A 23,940-nucleotide genomic window follows, 5' to 3' on the forward strand; every position below is an offset into this window, starting at 1 on the left:
GGGCGGTCATGAGAAGACCGTGCGCAGCGTTCCCATGTGGATCGCAGCCGCGACGGCGATGCCACCCACCAGCACCGCCAGCAGCAGGGCGACCGCATCCGGCCAGCCCACCCGCGAGGGCCTCGCCCAGGTGCGCTCCACAGCGCCGCCGAAGCCCTTGGCCTCCATCGCCGTCGCCAGCCGGCCCCCGCGGCGCAGGGCCAGCACCAACAGCGAGAAGCTCATCAGCACCCAGCGCCGCAGCCGCCCCGCATCGCCCAGACCGCGGGCCCGGCGGGCCTGGCCCAGCTGGCGCCAGTCCTCCTGGAAGAGCCCGAGCATCCGGAAGCCCGCCAGGCTGCCCAGCACGAAGCGCGAGGGCAGCCGCAGCACCTGGGCCAGCCCGTCGGCCATCCGGGTGGCGTCGATGCCCTGCAGGAGCACGATGGCGGGCATCGCCAGCGCGAAGACCCGAAGCGTCAGGGCCAGGGCCAGCATGGCCGAGCCGTCACTGACCTCCACCGGCCCCCACTGCCACCAGGTGCGGCCCGAGGGAGCGCCGTAGAGCAGCATGCTCACCGCCCCGAAGGGCGCCACCACCAGCAGCGGCAGCACCCGGCGCAGCAGGGTGCCCAGACCCACGCCAGCGGCCAGGAAGACCAGCACCTCGAACACCAGCGCCACCGAGGCACTCACCCAGTCGACGGTCAGGGCCAGCGGAAGGCTCAGCACGATCCCCGAGAGCACGCGGATGGCCGGGTTCACACGATCGAGTTGGGTGCGCCTCATCGGTCGGCCTCCGTCCCGATCGGCTCCAGGTGCAGGTGGTCCTGGCCCAGGGCGTCGATGAAGTCCCCGTCGTGGGTGATCGAGACCACGCTGCGGCCCTCGTCGACCATCTGGCGCACCAGCGAGACCATGTCGAGCCACGTGTTGCGGTCCTGGCCGAAGGTCGGCTCGTCGAGGAAGATCAGCTCGGGTCCGGTGGCCAGCACCGTCCCGACGCTCAGGCGTCGCTTCTCGCCGCCCGAGAGGGTGAACGGATTGGCCGTGGCAATCCGCTGCAGGTGCAGCATCTCCAGCAGGCGCTCCACCTGCTCGTCGATCCGTGCGGGCGTCCAGGACTGGTCCACCCGGGCCAGGGCGACCAGTCCGGCGGCCAGCTCCTCGCGCACGCTGGCAGCGACGAACTGGTGCTCGGGCTGCTGGAAGACGGTGCCGATCCTGGTCACCAGGTCGCGGGAGGCCCAGTTGGCCGGGTCGGCCGGGTCGAGCTGGCGTCGTCGCAGCCGGCCCCGGGTGATGGTCGGGGAGGGCCACAGCTGCTGGTCGGCCACCACCCGTCCGCCGAGTTTGGGCAGCAGCCCGGCCAGGGTGAGGGCCAGGGTCGACTTCCCGGCACCATTGGCGCCGGTCACCACGGTGGAGCGGCCGCGCGCGATCGCCAGCTCCAGATCCTGCTGCACCACGTGCTGGGGGGTGTGGCCGATGGACAGCTTCTCGGTGTGCAGGACCGGCTCGCGGCCGGTGGCAGACGGGGCCCCCTCGGTGCGCGCCGGGGTCCCGCCCAGGCCTGGTGGCAGTGCCGCGCCTGGCACCCACACCCCGGCGGCGAGCAGGGCATCGCGCTGTTCGGTGAAGACCCTCGCCGGAGGCCCGTCGGCCAGGACGCCCCCACCGGGGGCGAGCACCAGCACCCGGTCCACCAGCTCGGCCCACAGCTCCACGCGGTGCTCCACCACCACCAGGGTGGTCCCGCGCTCCCGGCACAGCCCGGCGACCACGTCGCGCACCTCCCGCGCCCCCTCGGGATCGAGGTTGGCGGTCGGTTCGTCAAGCAGCAGGGTGTTCGCCTGCATCGCCAGCGCGCCGGCGATCACCAGCCGCTGCTTCTGGCCTCCTGAGAGGGCCGAGGTGGGGCGGTCGAGCTGCACGTCCAGGCCGACCGCGTCCAGGCAGGCGCGCACCCTGGGCCAGATCTGGTCGCGCGGCAGACCCATGTTCTCGCAGCCGAAGGCTACGTCGTCGCCCACCCGCGCCAGCACCACCTGCGTGTCGGGGTCCTGCATCACCAGGCCCACCTGGCCGCGCCCTCGGGTGGGGTGGCGGCCGTCGACGAGCAGCCGGCCGGACTCCTCACCCTCCTCGGCGCCGCCGAGCACGCCCGCCATGGCATGCACCAGGGTGGACTTGCCCGCGCCGGAGGCGCCGAGCAGAAGCACCTTCTCACCGTCCTCGATGGTGAAGCTGGCGCCGTGCACCGCCCAGCCGGTGCGCCCGGCGTGGCGCCAGCCCCAGTCCTCGGCGACGATCATGGCGCGGTTGGGTTCATGAGGTGGCTGGTGCCGCGCTCAGCGGGACTCGCGCCCGGAGGCGAAGCGGTCCAGCGCACCGGCACTGGCCAGGGCACGGGTGAGCAGCCAGCCCAGCAGTCCGGCCAGGATGGCGCCCGAGACCAGCAGGCAGACCAGGTAGGTGCCGTTGAAGGCCAGCGACTTGGCATGGTTGCCCAGGATGAACTCGTTGACCCAGGCCGCGGCACCGGCACCGGCGCCGGCCAGCATGGCCACGCCCAGGTTCCAGCGACGGTAGGCGGCCAGGGCGAAGACGACCTCGGCCCCGAGTCCCTGCGCGAAGCCCGAGGCGACGGTCTCCCATCCCCAGATGGTGCCCAGTGCCATCGAGACGATCGCGGCCAGCAGCTCGACGAACAGGGCGGCGCCGGGCTTGCGGATCACCAGCGCCCCGAGCGGGCCACCCAGCAGCCAGACTCCGGCGAGCAGGCCGCCTAGGCCGGGGGTCAGCGCGTCGACCGACTCGAAGGCCGCATAACCGGGGCCGTTGTAGGCGAAGAAGACCAGGCCGATCGCCACGCCCAGCACGGCGGCCACGACGATGTCGACCACGCGCCAGCCCTTGGTCGACGCGGGGCGGGTGAGGTCTTCGGTGGTGTCCATGGTGTGCCTTCATCGTCGGGGGCACGGGTGGCAGCCGGATCTCGACTGCCTGCAAGAGGCCTCCCTGCGCCGGCATGACCCGGGTCAGGTTCGACGGTCGAGGGCGCGTGCCCTCCTCTCAGCCCGACGCTTCGGACTCCCGTGTGCGCCGCCCAAGCTACCAGCTGTCCTCACAGGCGCAGAAGTCCCGCGTCGCGGCGCACCAGCTCGTCGTCCAGCAGCCCGGACAGGCAGCGTTCGGCCTGGCTGCGGTCGGTCCACGCCTCCAGCGCCAGCTCGACGGGCACGCCGTCGGGGCTGTGCCGCACCAGGTCGAGGATCACGCCCCGGCACTGGCGGTCAGTGCCGTGCCAGGCCTGTGGCCTGCGGGGCGGTCCTTCATGGGCGGGGTACCCGGCGACCCGCCAGGCGCAGAGCTTCGAGACCGGGCAGTCCTCACACCGGGGGCTGCGCGCGGTGCAGACCAGCGCCCCCAGCTCCATCGAGGAGGCCGCCCAGAGGGCTGCAGTGGCCTCGTCCTCGGGCAGCCAGGCCTCGGCCTCGCGCCACTCCGCCACGGCGGGTGAGGCCGAGGGGAACTGCTGGCCGCCCTCGACGCGCGCGAGCAGGCGGCGGATGTTGGTGTCCAGGACGACGGCCCGCCCGCCATGGGCAAAGGACAGGATCGCGGCGGCGGTGTACTGCCCGACCCCGGGCAGGGCCCGCAATTCCTCCAGGGTGGTGGGCACCTGGCCCTGGTGTTCCTGGGCGATGGCGACGGCGGCGCGGTGCAGGCGCTGGGCGCGTCGCGGATATCCCAGCCGGCCCCAGGCCGCGACGGCCGCGCCCGGCTCCTCGGCGGCGAGGTCGTCGGGGGTGGGCCAGCGCTCCATCCACTCCTGCCAGGGGCCGAGCACCCGGGCCACGGGCGTCTGCTGGAGCATGAACTCGCTCACCATCACGCCCCATGGGGTGCTGCGGCGCCACGGGAGGTCACGCCGGTTCTGTTCGAACCACTGGTTGACCAGCCACACCACCCGCTGCCTGTCCATCGCGCCAGCCTAGTGGTCCCGCACGGGCTCGTTCGCCACGCGCAGGCCCGCCTCTTGGCAGGGCTGCTGGCCGTGGTCGCGGTTCGCTCCTACGATCAGCACATGAACTCGCTGATGCAGCCCTCCGACCCGGAGTCCAGGAACACCTACTGGCTGCGTCGCGGCATCGTCGCGCTCGCCGCCCTGGTCTCGGTCGCCCTGGTGTGGTGGGTGCTGTCGGGCCTGTTCGGCAACAACAAGTCCGACATCAGTGCGGTCCCGCAGAACCCTGCCTCGCTGGCCTCGGTGGGCGTGACGCCAAGCCCCAGCGCCACGCCCAGTGCCTCACCCAGCCCGAGCGCCTCGTCCACGCCCAGCGCCTCGGCCAGTCCGAGCAGCTCGGCGAGTGCCAGCGAGTCGCCCACGCCGACCCCCAATCCCACGCCCACGGGGCCGGTGCACTGCACGACCGAGGTGCTCTCGGTGACGGTCGAGGGCGACAAGCGCCCCACCGCGGGTGCCTCCACCGCCTTCCAGGTCCAGGTGGCCAATGGGGACTCCATGGCCTGCGTCCTCGACCTGGACGAGAGCCCGCTCGTGCTGGAGGTCACCTCCGGCCCAGACCGGATCTGGACCACGGCACACTGCGCCAAGTGGGCGCCCCGCGGCACCCAGACCATCCGTCCCGGCGAGCCGTGGAAGACCTCGGTGACCTGGCAGGGCAAGCGCTCCAAGGATGGGTGCGGCCTGCGCGAGGAGGCGCTGCGGCCGGGCACCTACCGTGCCGCCGCCACGCTGGACGGCGTCAGCTCCCGTGCCCTGGTGATGAACCTGCAGGCCTGATCCGGCGACGCCCCGCCCCACGGGGTCGGCGCAGGGGCACGGGCTCAGTCCAGGCGGTCGCCGTAGGCGGAGTCGGCCACCCGTCCCAAGCCCTCGCGCACCAGGCGGGCGCGGCCCTCACCGATGCCGTCGACCTCCATCAGGTCGCGGGTCTTGGCGCCGAAGAGTGCCTGCAAGCTGCCGAAGTGCTCCACCAGGCGGCGGCACAGGCTGGTGGGGATGCGTCCCAGCTGGGCGATCTGGCGGTGGCCGCGCGGGGTCAGGTGGGTCTCCAGGTGGTGATCCTCGCCGAAGCCCATGGTGCGTGCGACCGTCAGCGGTTCCAGCAGTTCGGTGGAGGTGAGCTCCTCCAGGGCAGCCAGCCGGAAGCTGGTGGACTCCTCGTCTTCGGGCCCGTAGTCCAGCTCGACGAGCGTGGCGAGGTCGTCGACACCGTGGGTGAGCTCGTGGAGCTGCATCTCGAGCAGCCGCCCGTCGACGCCCAGGGCCGCGACATAGGCGCGCAACTCCCGGTCCAGGCGGCGGATCATCTCGATGCGCTGCGCCACCAGGGCCACCTCCTTGACGCTGACCTGGTCGTGCACCTCCAGCGAGGTGAGCACGCGCGTGGTCTCCAGCAGCCGCTCCCGGTAGCGGGTGAGGGTGGCCAGGGCCTGGTTGGCACGCGAGAGGATCCGCTCGGAGGTCTCGATCGGGTCGCGCTGTCCGTCCAGGAAGAGGGTGATGGTCGACATCGAGGCCGAGACGGTCACCACCGGCAGTTCGGTCTGCTGGGCGATCCGGTCGGCCGTGCGGTGCCGGGTTCCGGTCTCGACGGTGGGGATGTCGCCGTCGGGGACGAAGTGGACACCCGCGGCGAGGATGCGCTCGAAGTCACTGGAGACGATGATGCCGCCGTCCATCTTGGCCAGCTCGCGCAGGGCGGTGGGGGTGAACTGCACGTCCAGGGCGAAGCCCCCGGTCGAGATCTTCTCCACCCGTCGGTTGCTGCCCAGCACCACCAGCGCGCCGGTGCGACCCTTCTGGATGCGCTCCAGTCCCTCGCGCAGGGGGGTGCCGGGGGCCAGGAGGGCCTGGAAACGGCGCTGTCGTGCCTGGTGCTCGGCGGGGGAAGGTGCGGCCATGCCCCGATCGTAGTGCGACCGGCGGCGTAGCTCGTCGCGCGCAGGGTGTCACGAGGCAAGGGTCGCCTTGCTTGCCATGGGCCACGACGAAGGGTAGTTATTAAGCAAGAGATTTTCCGTATCAACGAAGTGAGTGTGAGGCCAATGTTCTGCTACCAGTGCGAACAGACCGACCGGAGCGACAACCTGCTGCTGGGCTGCCACTCCCTCAAGGGCAATTGCGGCAAGGACGACCGCACTGCCACCCTCCAGGACATCCTGATCACCGTCTGCTACGGCATCGGCCAGTACGCAGCCCTGCTGCGCGAGAAGGGCGAGTCGGACCCCGCCCCCGCCCACCGGGCCTCCTACTGGGTCTTCACCACCCTCACCAACGTGAACTTCAATGCCACCAGCTTCCAGCGCATGATCGACCAGGCCCACGCCTACCAGCAGGAACTCAAGCAGCGTTACCTCGACCTGTGCGCCGAGCGTGGTGAGGAGCCGCAGCTGCCCTCGGGCGCCGCCGAGTTCGTGCCCGGCAAGGGATTCGCCGCCCTGCTGAAGCAGGCCCCGCTGGTTCGCGTCGACGCCAACATCGACGTCCTGGGCGCCGACGTGGTCGGGGTGCGCAACCTCAACCTGTACGGACTCAAGGGTCTGTGCGCCTATGCCCACCACGCCCACGTGCTCGGGCACCGCACCGACGAGACCGATGCCGGCATCGAGAAGGCGCTGGCCTTCCTCGGCGATCCAGCCACCGACCTCGACACCCTGCTCGGCCACGCGCTGAAACTCGGCACCTTGAACCTGAAGGTGATGGAGATGCTGGATGCTGCCAACACCGGCGTCTTCGGCACCCCGGTGCCCACCGAGGTCCCCGTCACCGCCATCGAGGGCAAGGCCATCCTGGTCTCGGGCCACGACCTGGGCGACCTGGTCGCCATCCTCGAAGCCACCAAGGACAACGGCATCAACGTGTGGACCCACGGCGAGATGCTGCCGGCCCACGGCTACCCGGGCCTGAAGAAGTACCCCCACCTGGTCGGCAACTACGGCTCGGCCTGGCAGAACCAGCACGAGGAGTTCGCGGCCTTCCCCGGCCCGATCGTGATGACCTCCAACTGCCTCATCGAGCCCCAGCCCACCTACCGCTCCCGCATCTTCACCATGGGCCCGGTCGGGTGGCCCGGCGTGCGCCACCTGGAGCACGAGGACCTCGCGCTGGTGGTCAAGGCCGCCCAGGCGCTGCCCGGCTTCAATGTCACCGATCCCCAGCGCACCGTCACCGTCGGCTTCGGGCACGGCTCGGTCCTCGACCACGCCGACGCGATCGTCGAGGCCGTCAAGACCGGCCAGATCAGCCGCTTCCTGGTGATCGGTGGCTGCGACGGCGCCAAGCCCGGTCGCAACTACTACACCGAGATCGCCGAGAAGTCGGGCGAGGACACCGTGCTGCTCACCATGGGCTGCAACAAGTACCGGGTCAACGGCCATGACTACGGCACCGTCGCGGGCCTGCCCCGGCTGCTCGACATCGGCCAGTGCAATGACTCCTTCACCGCGGTCAAGATCGCCCTGGCGCTGTCGGAGGCTTTCGACTGCGGCGTCAACGACCTGCCGTTGAGCATGTTCGTCAGCTGGTTCGAGCAGAAGGCCGCCGCCGTGCTGCTCACGCTGCTGAGCCTCGACATCAAGCACATCCGCCTCGGACCGACCCTGCCGGTCTTCCTCACCCCGGCCGTCGTCGACATCCTGGTCGACAAGTTCGACCTCAAGCCGCTGGGAGATCCCACCGAGGACCTCGCCCTGGCCATGGCGGGCGCATGAGCTGCCAGGTGAGGATGGTCACCACCGACGGTGACGTGCGCACGGTCCAGGCCCTGCAGGGCCAGTCCGTGGTGGAGGCGGCCAAGGATGCCGACATCATCCTGCCCTCGCTGTGTGGCAAGGGAACCTGCGGCACCTGCATCGCGCAGGTGAGTGCCGGCGACTACACGATGCGGCCCTTCGAGGCCGACGCCCTGGGTGCCAACGCGCCCGAAGCTTCCGCCCTGTTGTGCTGCGTCGAGCCCACCAGCGACCTGGACGTCAACCTGCCCTTCGACTCGGCCAAACTGATCGACCAGGCGCCGCTGGAGCGCACCGCCACGATCGCCTCGATCGAGCACCTCAGGCAGCACATCGTGAAACTCACGTTGCAGCTCGACGAGCACGAGGTGAATGGTTCGGCCGCCGAGTTCGAGGCCGGGCAGTACATGCAGCTGGTCGAACCGGACTCGGGCGTGCTGCGTGCCTACTCCATGTCGAACGTGCAGAACTGGGACGGGACGCTGGAATTCCTGATCCACATCCGCGAGCACGGCACCTTCTCCACCTTCCTCGACGAGCGCGCCGAGGTGGGCCAGAGGCTCACCGTGGTCGGTCCCCAGGGCACCTTTGCCCTGGAGGAGAACGGGATGCGGCCCCGCTGGTTCGTGGGTGGCGGCTGCGGCCTGGCGCCCCTGCTGAGCATGCTGCGCCGGATGGCGGAGTGGGGCGACCCGCAGGAGACCCGCCTGGTACTGGGCGTCAACACCGTCGACGACGTCTTCGGCGTGGCGGAGATCGGCGAGCTGCTCGACCAGATGCCCGAACTGAGGGTCACCCTGGCGATCTGGCATCCCGAGGGCGGACTGGAGGCCCCCGACGAACGCTTCGAGTGCGTCGCGGGCTCGGCCGTGGACGTCCTGGAGGCAGGGCTCGCGGAGGCCGGCTCCGATCCCGAGCTCGTGCCCGACATCTACGTCTGTGGCCCTCCCGGCATGGTCACTGCGCTGGAGGAGGCGACGGCCGCTGCCGGAGTGGCACCGGAGCTGGTGCACACGGAGCGGATCAGCCAGAACTGAGGCTTCCATCCGGCCCGGGCCGTTGGTGACAGACACCTGTGCTGGTGGCCCCGTAGCCCGGGGCCCCCAGCACTGGGGCACCGTCCGGGGCCCGCGAGCCCCACCCGCTCAGCCGCGTTCCCGCGGGGCTCGCTTCAGCCCAAGCACGCCGAGCGCCTCGGCCACCGACTCCACCTCGACGACCTTCAGCCCACCCAGGTTGGGCACCTTCTGCGTCGTGTCACGGCTGCGCGCGGGCACGATCGCCAGCTCGAAGCCAAGCCTTCCTGCCTCGGCCAGGCGACGTTCCAGCCCGGGGACCCGTCGCAGGTCTCCTGCCAGGCCCACCTCGCCGACGGCCAGCACCCGCTTGGGGAAGTTGACGCCCAGCTGGCCACTGGCCACCGCGACCGCGATCGCCAGGTCGGCGCACGGGTCGGCAACCTTTGCACCACCCACGGTGGAGACGTAGACATCCTTGGCGGCCAGGGTGATGCGCGCCTTGGTCTCCAGCACCGCCAGGATCATCGCGACCCGGCTGCCCTCCACCCCATTGGTGGTGCGCCGCGGGTTCTTCTCATTGGGTGAGGGGGCGACCAGGGCCTGCACCTCGGCCAGCAGGGGCCGTCGTCCCTGCATGGTCACCGTGACGCAGGTGCCGGGCACGGGCTGGTCCCGGTGCGTGGTGAACAGCCCCGACGGGTCGGTCACCTCGACGATGCCCTTCTCGCTCATCTCGAAGCAGCCCACCTCGTCGGAGGGGCCGAAGCGGTTCTTGACCGCGCGCACCATCCGGAAGCCGGAGTGGCGGTCGCCCTCGAAGTTGAGCACCACGTCCACCAGGTGCTCCATGGTGCGGGGCCCGGCAATGGTGCCGTCCTTGGTGACGTGGCCGACGATCACCACCGCCATGCCGCGGCGTTTGGCGACGCGCACCAGCGCCCCGGTCACCTCCCGCACCTGGGTCACCCCGCCCGGGGAGCCGTCGGCCTGGGCGGTGCCGACGGTCTGCACCGAGTCGAGCACCACCAGGTCGGGCTCCACTTCCTCGATGTGCCCCAGTACGGTGCCCAGGTCGGTCTCCGCGGCCAGGTAGAGCTCGTCGGCCAGCGCATTGGTGCGGCCTGCCCGCAGCCGCACCTGGGCCGCGGACTCCTCACCGGTGACATAGAGCGTCCGCCCGCCCCCGGAGGCCCACTTGGCCGCCACCTCCAGCAGCAGGGTCGACTTGCCCACGCCCGGCTCGCCGGCCAGCAGCACCACGACCCCGGGCACCAGGCCACCGCCGAGCACCCTGTCGAGCTCACCGATGCCGGTGAGCGTGCGCTGGGTGGTGTTGGTCGGCACCCTGCCGATCGGCATCGCCTTGGACACCGGCGTGCTGCTGGCCACCTCGGCCAGCTTCGGCGCGCCTCGCTCGGCCACTGAACCCCAGGCCTGGCACTCGCCACACTTGCCGACCCACCGGGCCGAGGTCCACCCGCACTCGGTGCACTGGTACGCGTCCTGCTTCTGCTTCGCCACGTCGACGACCCTAGGCGACGGCTCTGACAGTTCTCGTGCCCAACGCCCACGCACCCCCGGGCGGGTGCCTTGGAATGCAGCAACGGCGCGCCCCGAAGGGGACGCGCCGCCGTGGCTGCAGGTCGATCAGGGAGCGCAGGGCCTCAGATGCGCACGATCTCGCCCGAGGCGGTCTGGAAGGTGACCGCGTCGAGGCCAGGCATGCCGTTGGGGGCGGTGAAGTTCAGCTTCACGCCGTCGAATTCATCACCGAGCTCGACGCCCATCCAGTCCTCGACGCGCGGGCGGGAGCCGGCGATGTCGAAGCCGACGACGTCCACGTCGCCCTTGAGGGCGCTGGGACGGACGTCCTCCGGCGAGGTCCACTGCAGGAAGTAGGGAAGCTGCGGGTCGGCCATCAGGCCCTTGATGCCCACCTGCTTCCACTCCAGCAGGCGGCCGTCGGGGAAGTGGCGGGAGCCGTCGACGGCCGCGCGGCCCTCACGCTCCTCGTAGGGGGTGATGTCGTCAACCGACACCACCCAGCCGAGCCAGCCACCACCCAGTTCGGTACGGGCGCGCACGGCCTGCCCGAACAGGGCCTTGTCAGCGGCCGGATGCTCCAGCACCTCGACCAGTTCCAGGTAACGATCGTCGGCGAGCGGGAGGATGTGGTTGCGGGTGCCGAAGCGGGGGTGGAAGCCACCGTCCTTGAACTCGGCACCAAGAAGGTTGCCCAGACGCTCCGCCTCCGCCTTGAGGCCGTCGGGACCGGCTGCGAACACGAGATGGTCGACATGCATGGCCACATTCTTGCCGGTGACCTGTCGATAAGCGAAAACGGGGGTGGTGAAAGCTGTCTGACTAGGCGGTCGAATTCCCCACGGCGCCCTCTGTTGCCGCAGTGGTGGCCGGATGGTGTGCCAGCCCGGCCAGGTGCTCCTCGGCCAGGCGCACCAGTTCGTCATAGGCCGGCTGGCCCATGAGCTCGACCAGTTCGTCGCGGCTCGACTCGTAGACCGGGCTGGCCCCGACGTGGGCCACCGGGTTCGACGTGCAGTACCAGTCCAGGTCTGCGCCGCCCGAGCCCCAGCCCTCCCGGGTGTACTCGCCGATGGTGATCTCCAGCCAGGGCGTGCCGTCGGCCCTCTCCATGTGTCGGTAGGTGCGCCGGATCGGCAGTTGCCAGCAGACGTCCGGCTTGGTCTGCACCGGGCTGATCCCCTCGCGCAGGGCGAGGCCGTGCAGGGCGCATCCGGCTCCGCCGGGAAAACCCGGCCGGTTCTGGAAGATGCACACGCCGTCCACGACGCGGGTCTTGCGGGTCTGCTCCTGGTCCGCATCGGCCTCGGGGTCGGCCTCCTCATCCTCGGTGTCAGGGTCGGACTCCTCGTCCTCGGCCCAGCCGTGCTGGCCCTGCTCGTACTGCTGCCAGGTCTGGGGGGTCAGGCGTGCGACGTGTCCGGCGACGCGCTGCTCGTCGGCCGCTTCGCTGAAGTGCGCTCCCAGGACGCAGCAGCCGTCCTCGGGTCGGTTCGCGTCGATGCCGCGGCAGGCCTCGCCGAAGATGCAGCTCCAGCGGGAGGTGAGCCAGGTCAGGTCGCAGCGCAGCAGCTGGTCGTCGTCGGCGGGGTCCACGAACTCCACCCAGGTGCGGGGGAAGGGCTGCCTGATCTCGACGTCGACGGGATTCACGACCGGCACCCTACCGGGGCGGCTCCCGGCAGGCACTAGTTTGGAGGAATGGTCCCCACAGGCGAGAGCACCCAGCCCCTGCGCGGCGACGGCAGCGCTGATGCCGTCGCCCCCGTGCGACGCCCCCGCAGCCCGGCCCGCGTGGGACTGTCCTCCAGTTGCGTCTATCCGGAGTCGACGGCCGCCGCCTTCGAGCTGTCCGCCGAGCTGGGCTGGGACGGCGTCGAGGTGATGGTGGGCATCGACCCACTGGCGGCAGACATCGACAAGGTCGCCGAACTGCAGGACCGGCACCAGGTGGCGGTGCTGTCGATCCACGCCCCGACCCTGCTGGTCACCCAGGCCACCTGGGGCACCGACCCGTGGGAGAAGCTGGAGCGTTCCGCCGAGGCGGCCCAGCGCCTGGGGGCCGAGGTGGTCGTCGTGCATCCGCCCTTTCGCTGGCAGGGGCGCTATGCCCGCACCTTCGTCGACGGGATCCGCGAGCTGAACTCCCGCACCGGCGTCATCGTCGCCGTGGAGAACATGTACCCGTGGCGCACGCCCGGCACCCACTTCCAGGCCTATGTGCCCAGCTGGGACCCCACCGAGATGGGCTACGAGCACCTGACCCTCGACCTCTCGCACGCCTCCACCTCCCGAAAGCAGTCCTTGGACTATGTGGAGGAGTGGGGGCCCAGGCTTCGTCACGTGCACATCACCGACGGCAAGGGTTCGCCCAAGGACGAGCACCTCTTCCCTGGCGAGGGCGACCAGCGTGCCTTCGAGCTGCTGGACCGCCTCGCCGAGAGGGCCTTCGACGGCCACGTGGTGCTCGAGGTCAACACCCGCAAGGCCGGTTCGCGCGAGGTGCGCGCCCAGTGGCTGGCCGACTGCCTGGCCAAGTTGCGACACCACCTCGGCCAGGACCAGCCGGACGAGGTGGACGCAGACACCTTCGGGACGACGCGCGAGGGGGCCGCACGGTGAGCGGGCACGACCAGGTCAGCAGCCCCTTCGGACGCGCCAGCGAGTTCGTGGCGCGGCTCGGAAGCTCGGATCGTGCGCAGCGGGCGGTGACGGCGAGTCCGGCCGCGCGTGAGGTGGCCCGCCGTTTCATCGCGGCAGAGAACACCGGCGAGGCGGTGGAGACGGTGCGGCAGAACCACAGCAAGGGCCTGCGATCCACCTTGGAGCCCCTGCTTGCTCCGGCACGGGGAGTCGACGACGTCCGGGCGGCGGTGGGGGCGCACCGCGAGCTGGTCCAGGAGGTCTCGCGGGCGGGCCTGGCGTCCGTGGCGGAGGTGACGGTCAAGCCGAGCACGATCGGGCTGGGGCTGTCCGATGCCCGTCTGGCGCAGGCGGCCCTGGGTGAGATCTGCCTGGCGGCCCGCAATGCCGGCAGCCTGGTGAGCCTCGACCTGGAGGAGCCGTCGACCACCGACGAGACCTACGCCCTGTTCTCGCTGTGCCACCAGGACTTCCCCCAGCTGGGGGTGACGGTGCAGAGTCGTCAGCGGCGAAGCCTGGTGGACAGCCGCTGGCTGGCATCGATGCCGGCGCGGGTGCGGCTGTGCAAGGGCGGCTACTCGCAGCCGTGGGCGACGGGCCACATCACCGGCCAGGACGTGGACCAGAGCTTCATCGCCTGCCTGGAGGTGCTGATGGCCGGGCGTGGGCATCCGATGGTCGCGACCCATGATCCGCAGCTCGTGGAGGCCACCATCCAGATCGCAGGCCAGCACCAGCGAGCCGGGGACAGCTATGAATTCCAGATGTACCACGGGGTGCGGCCCTGGGAGCACCGCCGCCTGGTCGACACCGGCCACCAGGTGCGCGTCCACCTGCCCGTGGGCAGCGACTGGTACGCCTACCTGCTGCGACGGGTCACCGAGCGCCCGGCCAATGTCATGCCCCTGCTGCGGGCGCTGGTCACCAGGCGATGAGCGCGTCCCCGCCCGGCCGGTCCCGCCTGCGCCGGGTGATGCTGCTGGAGGTGGCCCTGCTGCTGGGGGTGAGCCTGGGCCGCTCGGCCATCTACTCGGTGCTGAGCATCATCGAGCGCACCACCCGTGCCGTGCCGCTGGACCAGCAGACCTCCTCGTTGAACCAGGCCGCCACGCCGGACCGGCCCTGGCTCAGTGCCCTGTACCAGCTGGTCGACGTGCTGCTGCTGCCCGTCCCGGCACTGCTGGCACTGCTCCTGTTGGCCACCGCCTGGCCTCCCCGCCACGGGGTGCTGGCCGCCACCGGGCTCGACCTGCGGCGGGTGCGGAGCGACCTGCTGTGGGGCCTGGGCATCTTCGTCGGCATCGGGGTCCCCGGGCTCGCGCTCTACCTGGGTTCCCGGGCGCTCGGGCTGAACACGACGGTCCAGGCCGCGGGGCTGGGAGAGCACTGGTGGGTGGTTCCGCTGCTGGTGGCCTCGGCCGCGGGCAATGCGGTGCTCGAGGAGGTCGTGATGGTCGGCTACCTGTTCGTCCGTGGTGCGCAGGCGCGAGTGTCGCCCCGGCTCGTCCTGGTCGGCTCTGCGGTGGTGCGCGGCAGCTACCACCTCTACCAGGGCTTCGGCGGCTTCGTCGGCAACCTCGTGATGGGGCTGCTCCTGGGGTGCTTCTTCCGGCGCACCGGGCGCCTGTGGCCGTTGGTGGTGGCCCACTTCCTGCTCGACGTCGCCAGTTTCGTCGGCTACGCCGCGCTGGCCGGGCGGGTCTCCTGGCTCTGAGGGCAACCAGCAGGCCCGACGCCACGTGGACCGGGCCGGACGAAGCCTGCCGGGCACCTAGTCTGGGTCCCATGCGCGTAGGAATCTTTGGAGCAACTGGTCAGGTCGGCGGCGTGATGATGACGCTGCTGGAGGAACGTGACTTCCCCGTCGACGAGCTGCGGCTGTTCGCCTCCGCACGCTCTGCTGGGAAGACGATCACCTTCAAGGGCCAGGAGATCACCGTCGAGGACACCGAGACCGCCGACTTCTCCGGTCTCGACATCGCCCTGTTCAGCAATGGCGGGTCGACGTCGAAGGTCGTGGCCCCCAAGGTGGCCGCCGCCGGCGCCATCGTCGTCGACAACTCCTCGGCCTGGCGGCTGGACCCCGAGGTGCCGCTGGTGGTCAGCGAGGTGAACCCGGACGACGCCAAGAACCCGCCCAAGGGCATCATCGCCAACCCCAACTGCACCACCATGGCGGCCATGCCCGTCATCAAGCCGCTGCACGACGCAGCAGGCCTGAAGCGCCTGGTGGTGGCCACCTACCAGGCCATCTCGGGTTCCGGCGGGGACGCGGTGCTCAATGCCGAACGCCAGTTCCGCGTCGGGGTGGAGTCCGGGAAGCTCGACGAGCTGCGCCTGGACGGGCAAGTGATCGACTTCGGTGACCCGGCCCCCTATGTGAAACCCATCGCCTACAACGTGCTGCCGATTGCCGGTGGTCTGGTCGACGACGGCAGCGGCGAGACCGACGAGGAGCAGAAGCTGCGCAATGAGTCGCGCAAGATCCTGCACCTGACCGAGCTGCGGGTGGCCGGAACCTGCGTGCGGGTGCCGGTGCTCAGCGGCCACTCCCTGGTGGTCCACGCCGAGTTCGAGCGCGACATCACTCCCGAGCAGGCCGCCGAGATCCTCGCGGGCGCTCCCGGTGTGGAGCTGATGGACGTCCCCACCCCGCAGGACGCGGCCGGCAAGGACCCGTCCTTCGTCGGGCGTATCCGCCGTGACCAGTCCGCCCCCGAGGGCAAGGGCCTGGTGCTCTTCCTCAGCAATGACAACCTGCGCAAGGGTGCCGCCCTCAACGCGGTGCAGGTGGCCGAGCTGGTTGCCAAGAACCTGAAGGGCTGAGCCGTGGTCATCGCACTGGTGGGCGTGGGAACGATGGGCGAGGCGGTCCTGTCCGGGCTGGCCCGCTGGGGCAAGCACGAGTTGCTGGTCGTGAACCGTCGTACCGAGCGGGACCGTGAGCTTGAGGGGCGCTACGAGGGTGTGCGTGCTGCCACTCTCGAGGAGGCCGCCGCGAGTGCCGACGTCCTGGTGGTGGCCGTCAAGCCGCGCGGCGTCCGTGAGGTGCTCGGCCAGGCAGCCGGGCACCTGAGGGAGCAGGCGGTGGTGGTGAGCCTGGCGGCGGGAATGCCCCTGGCCGTGATGGAGCGCCAGCTGCGCGAGGGCCAGCCACTGGTGCGCGTGATGCCCAACACCCCGTCGCTGGTGGGGCGCGGGGTCAGCGCCCTGAGCCCCTCGCAGTCCACCAGCGAGGAAGACCTGGAGCGGGTGCGCGAAGTGATGCAGGCCTGCGGTCACGTGGTGGTGGTGCCGGAGGACCAGCAGGACGTGGTCACGTCGATCTCCGGATCGGGCCCGGCCTACCTCTTCCACGTGGCCGACGCGATGGTGGAGGCAGCGGTGCAGATGGGGTTGTCCCGGCCGACCGCGACGGACCTGGTGGCGCACACCATCGACGGTGCCGGTGCCATGCTGCGGGAACCGGGCGCCCACCCGGCCAGTCTGCGCGAGGGCGTCACCTCGCCGGGCGGCACCACGGCGCAGGCACTTCGGGTGCTGGACCAGGACGGCGTGCGCTCCGCCTTCTCCCGGGCGATGCACGCCTGCCGTGACCGCTCCGCCGAGATGTCGCGCGAGGCGGGGCAGGCCTGAGGGGCAGCTGACGAGTCCTGGCACATCGCGCATGCTGGACGGGGGCCGGCGAACCCAGCGGGTTCGCCGGCCCCCGTCTGTTGCGCTGTTCTGCCGTGGCTGGGCCGTGACGCCCGGGCCGTCGGTCCTGGGTCAGCGGCTGAGGTCGTTGAACAGGTCGCGGCTGGTCAGGAAGAGCTCCGGATTGCGCGCGGCCACGTCGCCGAGGACGGCCTGCGGGTAGGCGTCGACGAGGCGGCTGATGGTGGTGAACAGCTTGTTCATGGTGTCTCCTGTGGAAGGGGTCGGACCTGATGACCGCAGGAATCCACGCTGACCGCCGGACCGTCACGGTGGTGACGGCTGCCCGGCCGAGCCTGCTGCACGGCACCCGGTGCCGGGCGGCGACCCGGGGCGTGTGCCCGGTGCAGCGCGTCCGGGCCGAGTTCTATTCCCACCGCGGCAGGGCACGTCCTCGAGTCACGCAATTTCCTTGGTCCACGCCGGGACGGTAAGGTTGGGGGGTCGCCCCCGTACCGACCGGGTCGCAGGGGGATGTCACTGTCTTGGCTGGAATCACCTCCAGTCCCGTTCGAGGAAAGGCTCCATCGTGGGTTCTGTCATCAAGAAGCGTCGCAAGCGCATGGCGAAGAAGAAGCACCGCAAGCTTCTGAAGAAGACGCGCATCCAGCGTCGTCGCGCGGGCAAGTAAGTCCCTTCACGGTCCGTGCTGCCTCGAGTGGCACGCCGTCCATACGACATGCGTCTGTGGCCCTACTCGGGCAGGCGTCGGTCCGCGGCCTCACCTGGGTCCGCGGACCGTGTCGTGCCCGGGCGTGCGCGATCGTTCGAGGATGGGCCGGCGTCTGCCGGCCCCGTCGAGGCGTGGGCGAGCGGCAGTGATGTCGTGCTCGTCACCCGCCAGGGTTGCCACCTGTGTGAACAGGCCGAACCGAGGGCCCGCTCTGTCTGCGAGGAGCTTGGCGCGAGCCTGGAGCTGGTTGACGTCGATGTCGATCCGGTGCTGCGGGAGCGCTTCACCCATCACGTCCCGGTGACCTTCGTCCATGGTCGGATGCTTGCCTACTGGGCCCTGGACGAGGGCCTGCTGCGACGCGCCCTGCGCGGTGAACCCGTGGAGCCGCCACCGCCGCTGTGACGTCCCGCCCGCCCACCCCCCGACCGACCCGTGGTCGAGTTCTTTGTGAGCCGGTGGCTGCGTGGTTACAGTCCAGACGTGCCGTTGGTTCCCTCACGGGTCCCAAGGGACGCGCCCGATCGAATCAGGCTTGCCGGTAGGCGGGCCAGGAGTGTGGATGACAAGCCCTGTCGAGTTGCAGATCCCGGAGGCGACGATTGCCCGTCTTCCGGACTACCGCCATGCGCTCGAGGGCCTGCAGCTGGCGGGCACCACCCATGTCAGCTCCAGTGACCTGGCCGAGCTCGCGGGGGTCCAGCCGGCCCTGCTGCGACGCGACCTGTCCTGGTTCGGCAGCTATGGAACGCGCGGGATCGGCTACGAGGTCTCGGTGCTGCTGCGCGAGATCGGTGAGATCCTGGGCGGCGGGAGCTCCTGGCCGGTCGTGATCGTCGGGGTCGGCAACCTCGGGACGGCACTGTCCACCCACCGCGAACTGCTCCAGCGTGACTTCTCGCTGGCGGCCCTGCTCGACGTCGACCCCGCCCTGGTGGGGACGATGGTGGGCGGCACCCTGGTGCAGCACGTCGACGAGCTCGACGAGGTGGTCGCCCAGACCTCGCCCCGCATCGCCATCATCACCACCCCGCCCGAGGCGGCCCAGTCGATGGTCGACCGGTTGGCTGCGGCGGGGCTGCGCAGCATCCTCAACTTCGCCTCGGGCGCGGTCAACGCACCGCCCGAGGTGACGGTGCGCACCGTCGACCTGTCCCGCGAGCTCAACATCCTTGCCTTCCACGAGACCCGCCGCACCATGCAGCGGGTCTCGAAAGTCCCCACCACCGCGCAGGAGCATGACCAGTGACCCTTCTGGCTGTCAGCATCAACCACCGCACGGCAGACCTCGATCTGCTGGCCCGGGCCTCCATGGATCGCCAGGCCAGCCGTGAGCTGTCGGACCGGTTGGTCCACGCGGCCCATGTCGACGAGGCGCTGGTGATCTCCACCTGCAACCGCACCGAGGTCTACGTCGACACCGAGCGTTTCCATGCCGGGCTGGAGGCGATCGCGGAACCCCTGGCCGCCCAGGCTGGCATCACGCGCGCCGAGCTCTCCGACGTCTGCCGTGTCTTCTACGACGAGGCGGCGGTCAAGCACTGCTTCTCGCTGGTGGCCGGCCTGGACTCGCTGGTGGTGGGTGAGAACCAGATCCTGGGGCAGGTGCGCGAGTCGCTGTCGGCGGCGCAGGAGGACCAGACCTCGGGGCCCGCGATCAACCAGCTCTTCCAGACGGCCCTGCGGGTCGGCAAGCGGGTGCAGTCCGAGACCTCGATCGGTGCCGCGGGCCGCTCGGTGCTGACCGCGGCCATGCAGCAGCTCGAGGGCGACTTCCAGGTCGAGGGTTCCCGGTGCCTGGTCGTGGGCGCAGGCGCGATGGCCGGTCTGGCCGCGCGCACGCTGGCCGCCCACGGAGCGGTCGTCGACTGCGCCAACCGCACCCTGGTCAAGGCAGAACGGCTGGCCGCCGAGGTGGGCGGAATCGCCATCGCGATGGAGGACCTCGACGCCGCAGTGGCGGAGCACGACGTGGTGGTCACCTGCACTGGTGCCGCCGGCAGCCTGGTGAGCGCCGAGAGCCTGGGGAACGGACCAGCACCCCAGGTCCTGATCGATCTCGCGATGCCGCCGGACGTAGACCCGGACGTGGTCACCCGCGGTGTGCACCTGGTGAACCTGGCCAGCATCAAGGAGGCCTCGCAGGGGGAGGACGAGCTCGACGTCGAGGCCGCCACCCGTCTGGTGGCCTCCGAGGTGACGGCATTCCTGGCCAAACAGCGGGCCCAGGCGGTGACACCGACGGTGGTGGCGTTGCGCCAGATGGCCAGCGGGGTGGTCGAGGCCGAGATGAGACGCCTGACCCGGCGGATGCCCGGTCTCGACGAGGCGGCGCAGGCCCAGGTGCACAATGCGCTCAACCGGGTGGCCGAGAAGTTGATCCATTCGCCCACCGTTCGGGTGCGCGAGTTCGCTGGCGGGGAGGCCCCGGTGGACTATGCCGCGGTGCTCCGCTCGCTGTTCGCCCTCGAGGGCAAGTCCGTGGCGCTGAGCGACCCGGACGACTGCCCGCCCGAGGCCCGTCGCGCCGTGACCGAACAGGTCCACGGCATCCTCCCTGCCGAGGGCTTCCTGGCCCCGGTCGTCGTGGAGGACTTCCAGGAAGGAGCTTCAGCATGATCAGGATCGGAGCAAGGCGGTCCCCGCTGGCTGTGGCGCAGGCCGAATGGGTGGCGGCCCGACTGCAAGAGCTCGGCCACGAGTGTGAGCTGACCGGCATCGACTCCCTGGGTGACATCGACCGTCGCCGGCTCAGCGAGATCGGCGGCACCGGGATCTTCGCGACGGCCGTGCGCGACCTGCTGCGGTCGGGCCAGATCGACGTCGCGGTGCACTCCCTGAAGGACCTGCCGGTCGCACCGGCCCCCCAGTTGGTGGTGGCAGGCATCCCGGAGCGTGAGGACGTGCGTGACGTCCTGGTGGGCCTGGACCTCGCGCAGTGGCGCGACGGCACCCGGGTGGGCACCGGCTCACCCCGTCGTGCGGTGCAGCTGGAGGCGCTGGCGCGCCGGAGCGGGGTGCGTATCGAGGTGGTGCCGATCCGCGGCAATGTCGACCGGCGCCTCGACCTGGTCCGCGTGGGCGAGGTGGATGCGACCGTCCTGGCGGCCGCTGGGCTGGTGCGCCTGGGCCGGCTCTCGCCGGAGGTGATCGGACAGGACGTCACCGCCACCGTCCAGAGACAGCTGGGCGGCCTGCCCGTGCGGGTGATGGGAACTGACGAGTTCCTGCCGGCCGCGGGGCAGGGCGCCCTGGCGGTGGAGTGCCATGAGGATGCTCCCGAGCACGTGCGGCGGGCGCTGGCCGAGATCGACCACCTTCCCACCCGGGCAGCGGTCGAGGCGGAGCGCGGCTTCCTGTCCCGTCTCGAGGCGGGATGCCTGGCTCCCGTCGGGGCACATGCGGTCGTCACGGGCGAGGATTTGACCCTGCGGGCAGTGGCCGGTGAAGAATCATCCCACGGGGCCCTTGTCAGGGCTCAACACAAGGGGCCGGCGGCCCGTGCGGTGGAGCTGGGCCAGACCCTCGCTGGAGAGGTGCTCGGTCAGTTGGACGCCACGCGTGCCAGGCCAGAGGCGGAGTGAACCAAGTGGACATCCAGAACGCGCCCCAGGCCGCTGGAGGACGTGGACGTGTGGTCTTCGTGGGCGCAGGCCCCGGCGATCCGAACCTGCTGACGCTGGCAGCCGTCCTCGCGCTCGAGGAGGCCGACGCGGTCTTCGTGGACTCCGAGGCCCTGCGCCAGGTGGTCCACCTCTCGCAGGTCAAGCTCTCGCCCAGCGCGGTCGTGCTGAACTTCGCACCCGCGGGCGAGGTGCCGGCCTCGCGCGATGCGCGGATCAAGGCGCTGGTCGAGGCGGCGGCCGGCGCGGCGCAGGTCGTCCACCTGGTGGCCGGTGATCCTTTCCTCGATGGGGGTATCGCCCGCGAGGCAGCGGCCTGCGCGCAGGCGGGGCTCGACATCGAGATCGTGCCGGGGGTCTCCGCGATGACGGCGGTGCCCGAATATGCCGGCGTGGCCCTGCACCAGGAGCGGGTGCAGCTGATCACACTGCCCGAGGCTGCCGACCAGGCCGGCCTGGAGAAGAACGGCACGTGGGCCGAGGACGGCAACCTCGTGGTCCATGCCCGGGCACAGCAGCTGGCCCTGGTCCACCAGCACGCCCTGCATTCGGGGCGGCGTGGCGACGAACAGGTCCTGCTCACCTTCTCCGGGGGCAGTACGTCCCAGCACTCGCGTCAGCTGAAGCTCTCCGAGCTGGTCAAGGCCTCACGCACCTTGGACCCGTCGGCCCAGGTGCACGTGATGATCGGGGCGGCCGTCGACGTCCAGGAGCGCGAGGAGCTGGACTGGTTCGAGCGCAAGCCCCTGTTCGGATGGCGTGTCCTGGTGCCCCGCACCAAGGACCAGTCGGGCGAGATGGTGGCGCGGCTGGAGATGTACGGCGCCCACGCCGACGAGGTCCCGACGATCTCGGTGGAGCCCCCACGCACACCGCAGCAGATGGACAAGGCGGTGCGTGGGCTGGTCGAGGGCTGTTACGAGTGGGTGGTCTTCACCTCCACGAATGCGGTGCGCGCCATCTGTGACCGGCTGGCCGACTACGGCCTGGACGCCCGCGCCTTCAGTGGCCTGCGGATTGCCGCGGTCGGCAATGCCACCGCCAAGGCCCTGCGGGGCTGGGGGATCGTGGCCGACCTCGTGCCGCACGGTGAGCATTCGGCTGCCGGCCTGGCCGCGGAGTTCCCGGCCTATGACGACCTCCTGGACCCGATCAACCGGGTGCTGCTGCCTCGTGCCGACATCGCGACGGAGGTGCTGGTCACCGGCCTCATCGAGCTCGGCTGGGAGGTCGACGATGTGACGGCCTACCGCACGGTGCGTGCCTCCCCTCCTCCGGCCGAGACGCGCGAGGCCATCAAGACGGGCAAGTTCGATGCCGCGGTCTTCACCTCCTCGTCGACGGTGCGCAACCTGGTGGGCATCGCCGGCAAACCGCACAACCACACGGTGATCGCAGCGATCGGACCCCGCACCGCGGAGACCTGCGCCGACCACGGCCTGCGGGTCGACGTCCAGGCCCCGACCCCCGGTGCGATCGAGCTGGTCGACGCCCTGGCCGACTTCGCGCAGCAGCGGCGCGCGGATCTGGTGGCCGAGGGACGTCCGGTCACCAAGCCGAGCGAGACCCGACGTCGCCGACGCACCGCCTGAACGAACTCCTGTGAGGCCGTCCCCATGCTGAGCGCGGGGACGGCCTTGTCATTCCGGGGGTCCACACGGGCGGCGTAGGGTGGGGGGATGACCAATCGTCCTCGTCGACTTCGTACCAACCCGGCCATGCGCGCCATGGTGAGCGAGACCAGCGTGGAGGCGCGGCACCTCATTCTGCCGGCCTTCGTCGCCGACGGGATCGACCAGGCGCGCTCGATCAGTTCCATGCCGGGGGTCCAGCAGCACACCCTCGACGGCATCCGCCGGGTGGCCGGTGAGTGTGCCGAGGCCGGCCTGGCCGGGATCATGCTCTTCGGCGTGCCGAAACCGGAGGACAAGGATGCGACCGGAACCCAGGCGCTGGCCCCCAAGGGGATTTTGAACCGCGCGATCACGGCAGTGCGCGAGGAAGTGGGCGACAGCCTGCTGGTCATGAGCGATGTCTGCCTCGACGAGTTCACCGACCACGGCCACTGTGGAGTGCTCAACCCCGACGGCGTGGTCAACAATGACGTGACGGTGCTGCTCTATGCCGAGATGGCGCGCATCCACGCCGAGTGCGGCGCCCACGTGGTGGCGCCCTCGGGGATGATGGACAACCAGGTCGCCGCGATCCGGGAGGCCCTGGACGATGCAGACCACACCGATGTCGCGATCATGGCCTATGGCGCCAAGTACGCGAGCGCCTTCTACGGCCCCTTCCGTGAGGCGGTTGACAGCTCCTTGCAGGGGGACCGCAAGACCTACCAGCAGGACCCGGCCAATGTCCGCGAGGCCCTGCGGGAGGTCTTCGCCGACATCGACCAGGGTGCTGACATCGTGATGGTGAAGCCGGCCCTGCCGTACCTGGACATCCTGCGCATGGTGCGCGACCAGGTGGACGTTCCCGTGGCCGCCTACAACGTCTCGGGGGAGTACTCGATGGTCGAGGCCGCCGCCGCCAACGGATGGCTGGACCGCGAGCGCACCATCGACGAGAGCCTGCTGGCGATCCGCCGTGCCGGTGCCGACATCACCCTGACCTACTGGGCCCTGGAGTGGGCCCAGCGGACGGCACGCTGACGAGCTCCGCCCCGGTGGACGGCCGATTTGACGAGCTGCCCCCGGGTCCGTAGTGTTCACCAGGCTGCAAAACGCGGTCGAAGCACCCAAGGGCAGCGGACCTGGCGAGGAATCGTCGGCTCTGGCGCGCCTTGGAACGCAAGGATCACGGATTTGACTCCGAGGTCACGAAGCAATAATGTTCTTCGAGTCGCGCAGCGGCCGGGAGCCCGGAAGGGTCTCCCGAACTGGATCTGACAAGCCGGTTTGACATCGGGGAGTTGATTGCAGTAAGTTTGGTCGAGTTGCCCCAAGCGGATGTCCTTCGGGATGGATGTGCGGGTCGCACCCGATTCTTGAGAACTCAA

Annotated in this window: 24 protein-coding genes; 15 read left to right on the forward strand and 9 right to left on the reverse strand. The window is 70.4% G+C overall.

The features are described from left to right. Positions 1 to 6: 6 nt before the first annotated feature. The 4 genes from ACYVKA_RS12230 to ACYVKA_RS12245 all read right to left on the reverse strand — a co-directional run bounded on the left by ACYVKA_RS12230 (position 7) and on the right by ACYVKA_RS12245 (position 3,967). Positions 7 to 768 (reverse strand): energy-coupling factor transporter transmembrane component T family protein, encoded by a 762-nt coding sequence (locus ACYVKA_RS12230; protein WP_394276150.1) that lies wholly within the window; start codon positions 766 to 768, stop codon positions 7 to 9. Further along, a complete protein-coding gene (locus ACYVKA_RS12235; protein ID WP_460705750.1) occupies positions 765 to 2,294 on the reverse strand; it encodes an ABC transporter ATP-binding protein in 1,530 nt (509 codons plus the stop codon). Before ACYVKA_RS12235 ends, ACYVKA_RS12230 begins: the two co-directional genes overlap by 4 nt. A 36-nt stretch (positions 2,295 to 2,330) precedes the next feature. Continuing rightward, positions 2,331 to 2,936 carry an ECF transporter S component gene (locus ACYVKA_RS12240; protein ID WP_460705752.1) on the reverse strand — a complete coding sequence of 202 codons (606 nt, stop codon included), beginning with the start codon at positions 2,934 to 2,936 and terminating at the stop codon, positions 2,331 to 2,333. 170 nt (positions 2,937 to 3,106) lie between these two features. Then, on the reverse strand, positions 3,107 to 3,967 hold the full coding sequence (locus tag ACYVKA_RS12245) for an HhH-GPD family protein (protein ID WP_460705754.1): 861 nt from the start codon (positions 3,965 to 3,967) through the stop codon (positions 3,107 to 3,109). A gap of 102 nt (positions 3,968 to 4,069) precedes the next feature. Here ACYVKA_RS12245 and ACYVKA_RS12250 point away from each other — a divergent pair, with 102 nt between their 5' ends. Then, a complete protein-coding gene (locus ACYVKA_RS12250; RefSeq protein ID WP_460705756.1) occupies positions 4,070 to 4,789 on the forward strand; it encodes a hypothetical protein in 720 nt (239 codons plus the stop codon). A 44-nt stretch (positions 4,790 to 4,833) separates the two neighbouring features. Here the strand turns inward: ACYVKA_RS12250 and disA are convergent, their stop codons facing one another. After that, positions 4,834 to 5,913 (reverse strand): DNA integrity scanning diadenylate cyclase DisA, encoded by a 1,080-nt coding sequence (gene disA, locus ACYVKA_RS12255; RefSeq protein ID WP_460705758.1) that lies wholly within the window; start codon positions 5,911 to 5,913, stop codon positions 4,834 to 4,836. 144 nt (positions 5,914 to 6,057) lie between these two features. On the opposite strand from disA, the gene hcp reads away from it, so the two are divergent. Continuing rightward, positions 6,058 to 7,722, forward strand: coding sequence for a hydroxylamine reductase (hcp, locus tag ACYVKA_RS12260; RefSeq protein WP_460705760.1), 1,665 nt, complete (start codon positions 6,058 to 6,060; stop codon positions 7,720 to 7,722). After that, entirely contained in the window at positions 7,719 to 8,780 is a 1,062-nt protein-coding gene (locus tag ACYVKA_RS12265) for an FAD-binding oxidoreductase (protein ID WP_394276143.1), read from the forward strand. Before hcp ends, ACYVKA_RS12265 begins: the two co-directional genes overlap by 4 nt. A 108-nt stretch (positions 8,781 to 8,888) precedes the next feature. Here ACYVKA_RS12265 and radA read toward each other — a convergent pair whose 3' ends face one another. The 3 genes from radA to ACYVKA_RS12280 all read right to left on the reverse strand — a co-directional run bounded on the left by radA (position 8,889) and on the right by ACYVKA_RS12280 (position 11,957). Next, positions 8,889 to 10,283: a DNA repair protein RadA gene (gene radA / locus ACYVKA_RS12270; protein ID WP_394276142.1), complete on the reverse strand. Its 1,395-nt coding sequence runs from the start codon at positions 10,281 to 10,283 to the stop codon at positions 8,889 to 8,891. A 143-nt stretch (positions 10,284 to 10,426) separates the two neighbouring features. Continuing rightward, positions 10,427 to 11,065 carry a VOC family protein gene (locus ACYVKA_RS12275; RefSeq protein WP_394276141.1) on the reverse strand — a complete coding sequence of 213 codons (639 nt, stop codon included), beginning with the start codon at positions 11,063 to 11,065 and terminating at the stop codon, positions 10,427 to 10,429. A gap of 61 nt (positions 11,066 to 11,126) precedes the next feature. Next, on the reverse strand, positions 11,127 to 11,957 hold the full coding sequence (locus ACYVKA_RS12280; RefSeq protein WP_460705762.1) for a hypothetical protein: 831 nt from the start codon (positions 11,955 to 11,957) through the stop codon (positions 11,127 to 11,129). Between the two features lie 48 nt (positions 11,958 to 12,005). Between ACYVKA_RS12280 and ACYVKA_RS12285 the strand changes: the two genes are divergently transcribed. The 5 genes from ACYVKA_RS12285 to proC all read left to right on the forward strand — a co-directional run bounded on the left by ACYVKA_RS12285 (position 12,006) and on the right by proC (position 16,583). After that, entirely contained in the window at positions 12,006 to 12,926 is a 921-nt protein-coding gene (locus tag ACYVKA_RS12285; protein WP_460705764.1) for a sugar phosphate isomerase/epimerase family protein, read from the forward strand. Continuing rightward, entirely contained in the window at positions 12,923 to 13,882 is a 960-nt protein-coding gene (locus ACYVKA_RS12290) for a proline dehydrogenase family protein (RefSeq protein ID WP_460705766.1), read from the forward strand. The genes ACYVKA_RS12285 and ACYVKA_RS12290 overlap by 4 nt, the downstream gene beginning before the upstream one ends. After that, a complete protein-coding gene (locus ACYVKA_RS12295) occupies positions 13,879 to 14,661 on the forward strand; it encodes a CPBP family intramembrane glutamic endopeptidase (RefSeq protein ID WP_460705768.1) in 783 nt (260 codons plus the stop codon). Before ACYVKA_RS12290 ends, ACYVKA_RS12295 begins: the two co-directional genes overlap by 4 nt. 62 nt (positions 14,662 to 14,723) lie before the next feature. Continuing rightward, positions 14,724 to 15,773, forward strand: coding sequence for an aspartate-semialdehyde dehydrogenase (locus ACYVKA_RS12300; RefSeq protein WP_460705798.1), 1,050 nt, complete (start codon positions 14,724 to 14,726; stop codon positions 15,771 to 15,773). A gap of 3 nt (positions 15,774 to 15,776) precedes the next feature. Beyond that, positions 15,777 to 16,583 carry a pyrroline-5-carboxylate reductase gene (proC, locus tag ACYVKA_RS12305; RefSeq protein WP_460705770.1) on the forward strand — a complete coding sequence of 269 codons (807 nt, stop codon included), beginning with the start codon at positions 15,777 to 15,779 and terminating at the stop codon, positions 16,581 to 16,583. A gap of 132 nt (positions 16,584 to 16,715) precedes the next feature. Here the strand turns inward: proC and ACYVKA_RS12310 are convergent, their stop codons facing one another. Continuing rightward, positions 16,716 to 16,847, reverse strand: coding sequence for a hypothetical protein (locus ACYVKA_RS12310; protein WP_460705772.1), 132 nt, complete (start codon positions 16,845 to 16,847; stop codon positions 16,716 to 16,718). A gap of 325 nt (positions 16,848 to 17,172) precedes the next feature. Between ACYVKA_RS12310 and ACYVKA_RS12315 the strand changes: the two genes are divergently transcribed. The 7 genes from ACYVKA_RS12315 (at position 17,173) to hemB (ending at position 23,593) form a co-directional block, all read left to right on the forward strand. Next, complete coding sequence (locus tag ACYVKA_RS12315) at positions 17,173 to 17,274, forward strand: 30S ribosomal protein bS22 (protein ID WP_002550589.1); 102 nt, start codon at positions 17,173 to 17,175, stop codon at positions 17,272 to 17,274. A 195-nt stretch (positions 17,275 to 17,469) separates the two neighbouring features. Further along, complete coding sequence (locus ACYVKA_RS12320; RefSeq protein ID WP_460705774.1) at positions 17,470 to 17,721, forward strand: glutaredoxin family protein; 252 nt, start codon at positions 17,470 to 17,472, stop codon at positions 17,719 to 17,721. Between the two features lie 157 nt (positions 17,722 to 17,878). Further along, entirely contained in the window at positions 17,879 to 18,565 is a 687-nt protein-coding gene (locus ACYVKA_RS12325; protein ID WP_460705776.1) for a redox-sensing transcriptional repressor Rex, read from the forward strand. Continuing rightward, complete coding sequence (locus ACYVKA_RS12330) at positions 18,562 to 19,935, forward strand: glutamyl-tRNA reductase (RefSeq protein ID WP_460705778.1); 1,374 nt, start codon at positions 18,562 to 18,564, stop codon at positions 19,933 to 19,935. Before ACYVKA_RS12325 ends, ACYVKA_RS12330 begins: the two co-directional genes overlap by 4 nt. Beyond that, positions 19,932 to 20,900 (forward strand): hydroxymethylbilane synthase, encoded by a 969-nt coding sequence (gene hemC / locus ACYVKA_RS12335; protein ID WP_460705780.1) that lies wholly within the window; start codon positions 19,932 to 19,934, stop codon positions 20,898 to 20,900. The genes ACYVKA_RS12330 and hemC overlap by 4 nt, the downstream gene beginning before the upstream one ends. Continuing rightward, entirely contained in the window at positions 20,897 to 22,531 is a 1,635-nt protein-coding gene (locus ACYVKA_RS12340; RefSeq protein WP_460705782.1) for a uroporphyrinogen-III synthase, read from the forward strand. The genes hemC and ACYVKA_RS12340 overlap by 4 nt, the downstream gene beginning before the upstream one ends. 87 nt (positions 22,532 to 22,618) lie before the next feature. Continuing rightward, on the forward strand, positions 22,619 to 23,593 hold the full coding sequence (gene hemB / locus ACYVKA_RS12345) for a porphobilinogen synthase (RefSeq protein ID WP_460705784.1): 975 nt from the start codon (positions 22,619 to 22,621) through the stop codon (positions 23,591 to 23,593). The last annotated feature ends 347 nt before the right edge of the window (positions 23,594 to 23,940 follow it).

It is taken from the genome of Luteococcus sediminum (genome assembly GCF_054783495.1).

Excerpts from the sequence above, each read along its gene's own strand:
- ACYVKA_RS12325 (WP_460705776.1), top strand. The coding sequence starts at position 17,879 with ATGACAAGCCCTGTCGAGTTGCAGATCCCGGAGGCGACGATTGCCCGT.
- disA (WP_460705758.1), bottom strand. The coding sequence starts at position 5,913 with ATGGCCGCACCTTCCCCCGCCGAGCACCAGGCACGACAGCGCCGTTTC.
- ACYVKA_RS12240 (WP_460705752.1), bottom strand. The coding sequence starts at position 2,936 with ATGGACACCACCGAAGACCTCACCCGCCCCGCGTCGACCAAGGGCTGG.
- ACYVKA_RS12235 (WP_460705750.1), bottom strand. The coding sequence starts at position 2,294 with ATGATCGTCGCCGAGGACTGGGGCTGGCGCCACGCCGGGCGCACCGGC.
- hemC (WP_460705780.1), top strand. The coding sequence starts at position 19,932 with ATGATCAGGATCGGAGCAAGGCGGTCCCCGCTGGCTGTGGCGCAGGCC.
- hcp (WP_460705760.1), top strand. The coding sequence starts at position 6,058 with ATGTTCTGCTACCAGTGCGAACAGACCGACCGGAGCGACAACCTGCTG.
- ACYVKA_RS12275 (WP_394276141.1), bottom strand. The coding sequence starts at position 11,065 with ATGCATGTCGACCATCTCGTGTTCGCAGCCGGTCCCGACGGCCTCAAG.
- ACYVKA_RS12285 (WP_460705764.1), top strand. The coding sequence starts at position 12,006 with ATGGTCCCCACAGGCGAGAGCACCCAGCCCCTGCGCGGCGACGGCAGC.
- ACYVKA_RS12265 (WP_394276143.1), top strand. The coding sequence starts at position 7,719 with ATGAGCTGCCAGGTGAGGATGGTCACCACCGACGGTGACGTGCGCACG.
- hemB (WP_460705784.1), top strand. The coding sequence starts at position 22,619 with ATGACCAATCGTCCTCGTCGACTTCGTACCAACCCGGCCATGCGCGCC.
- ACYVKA_RS12310 (WP_460705772.1), bottom strand. The coding sequence starts at position 16,847 with ATGAACAAGCTGTTCACCACCATCAGCCGCCTCGTCGACGCCTACCCG.
- ACYVKA_RS12245 (WP_460705754.1), bottom strand. The coding sequence starts at position 3,967 with ATGGACAGGCAGCGGGTGGTGTGGCTGGTCAACCAGTGGTTCGAACAG.
- ACYVKA_RS12230 (WP_394276150.1), bottom strand. The coding sequence starts at position 768 with ATGAGGCGCACCCAACTCGATCGTGTGAACCCGGCCATCCGCGTGCTC.
- ACYVKA_RS12250 (WP_460705756.1), top strand. The coding sequence starts at position 4,070 with ATGAACTCGCTGATGCAGCCCTCCGACCCGGAGTCCAGGAACACCTAC.
- ACYVKA_RS12295 (WP_460705768.1), top strand. The coding sequence starts at position 13,879 with ATGAGCGCGTCCCCGCCCGGCCGGTCCCGCCTGCGCCGGGTGATGCTG.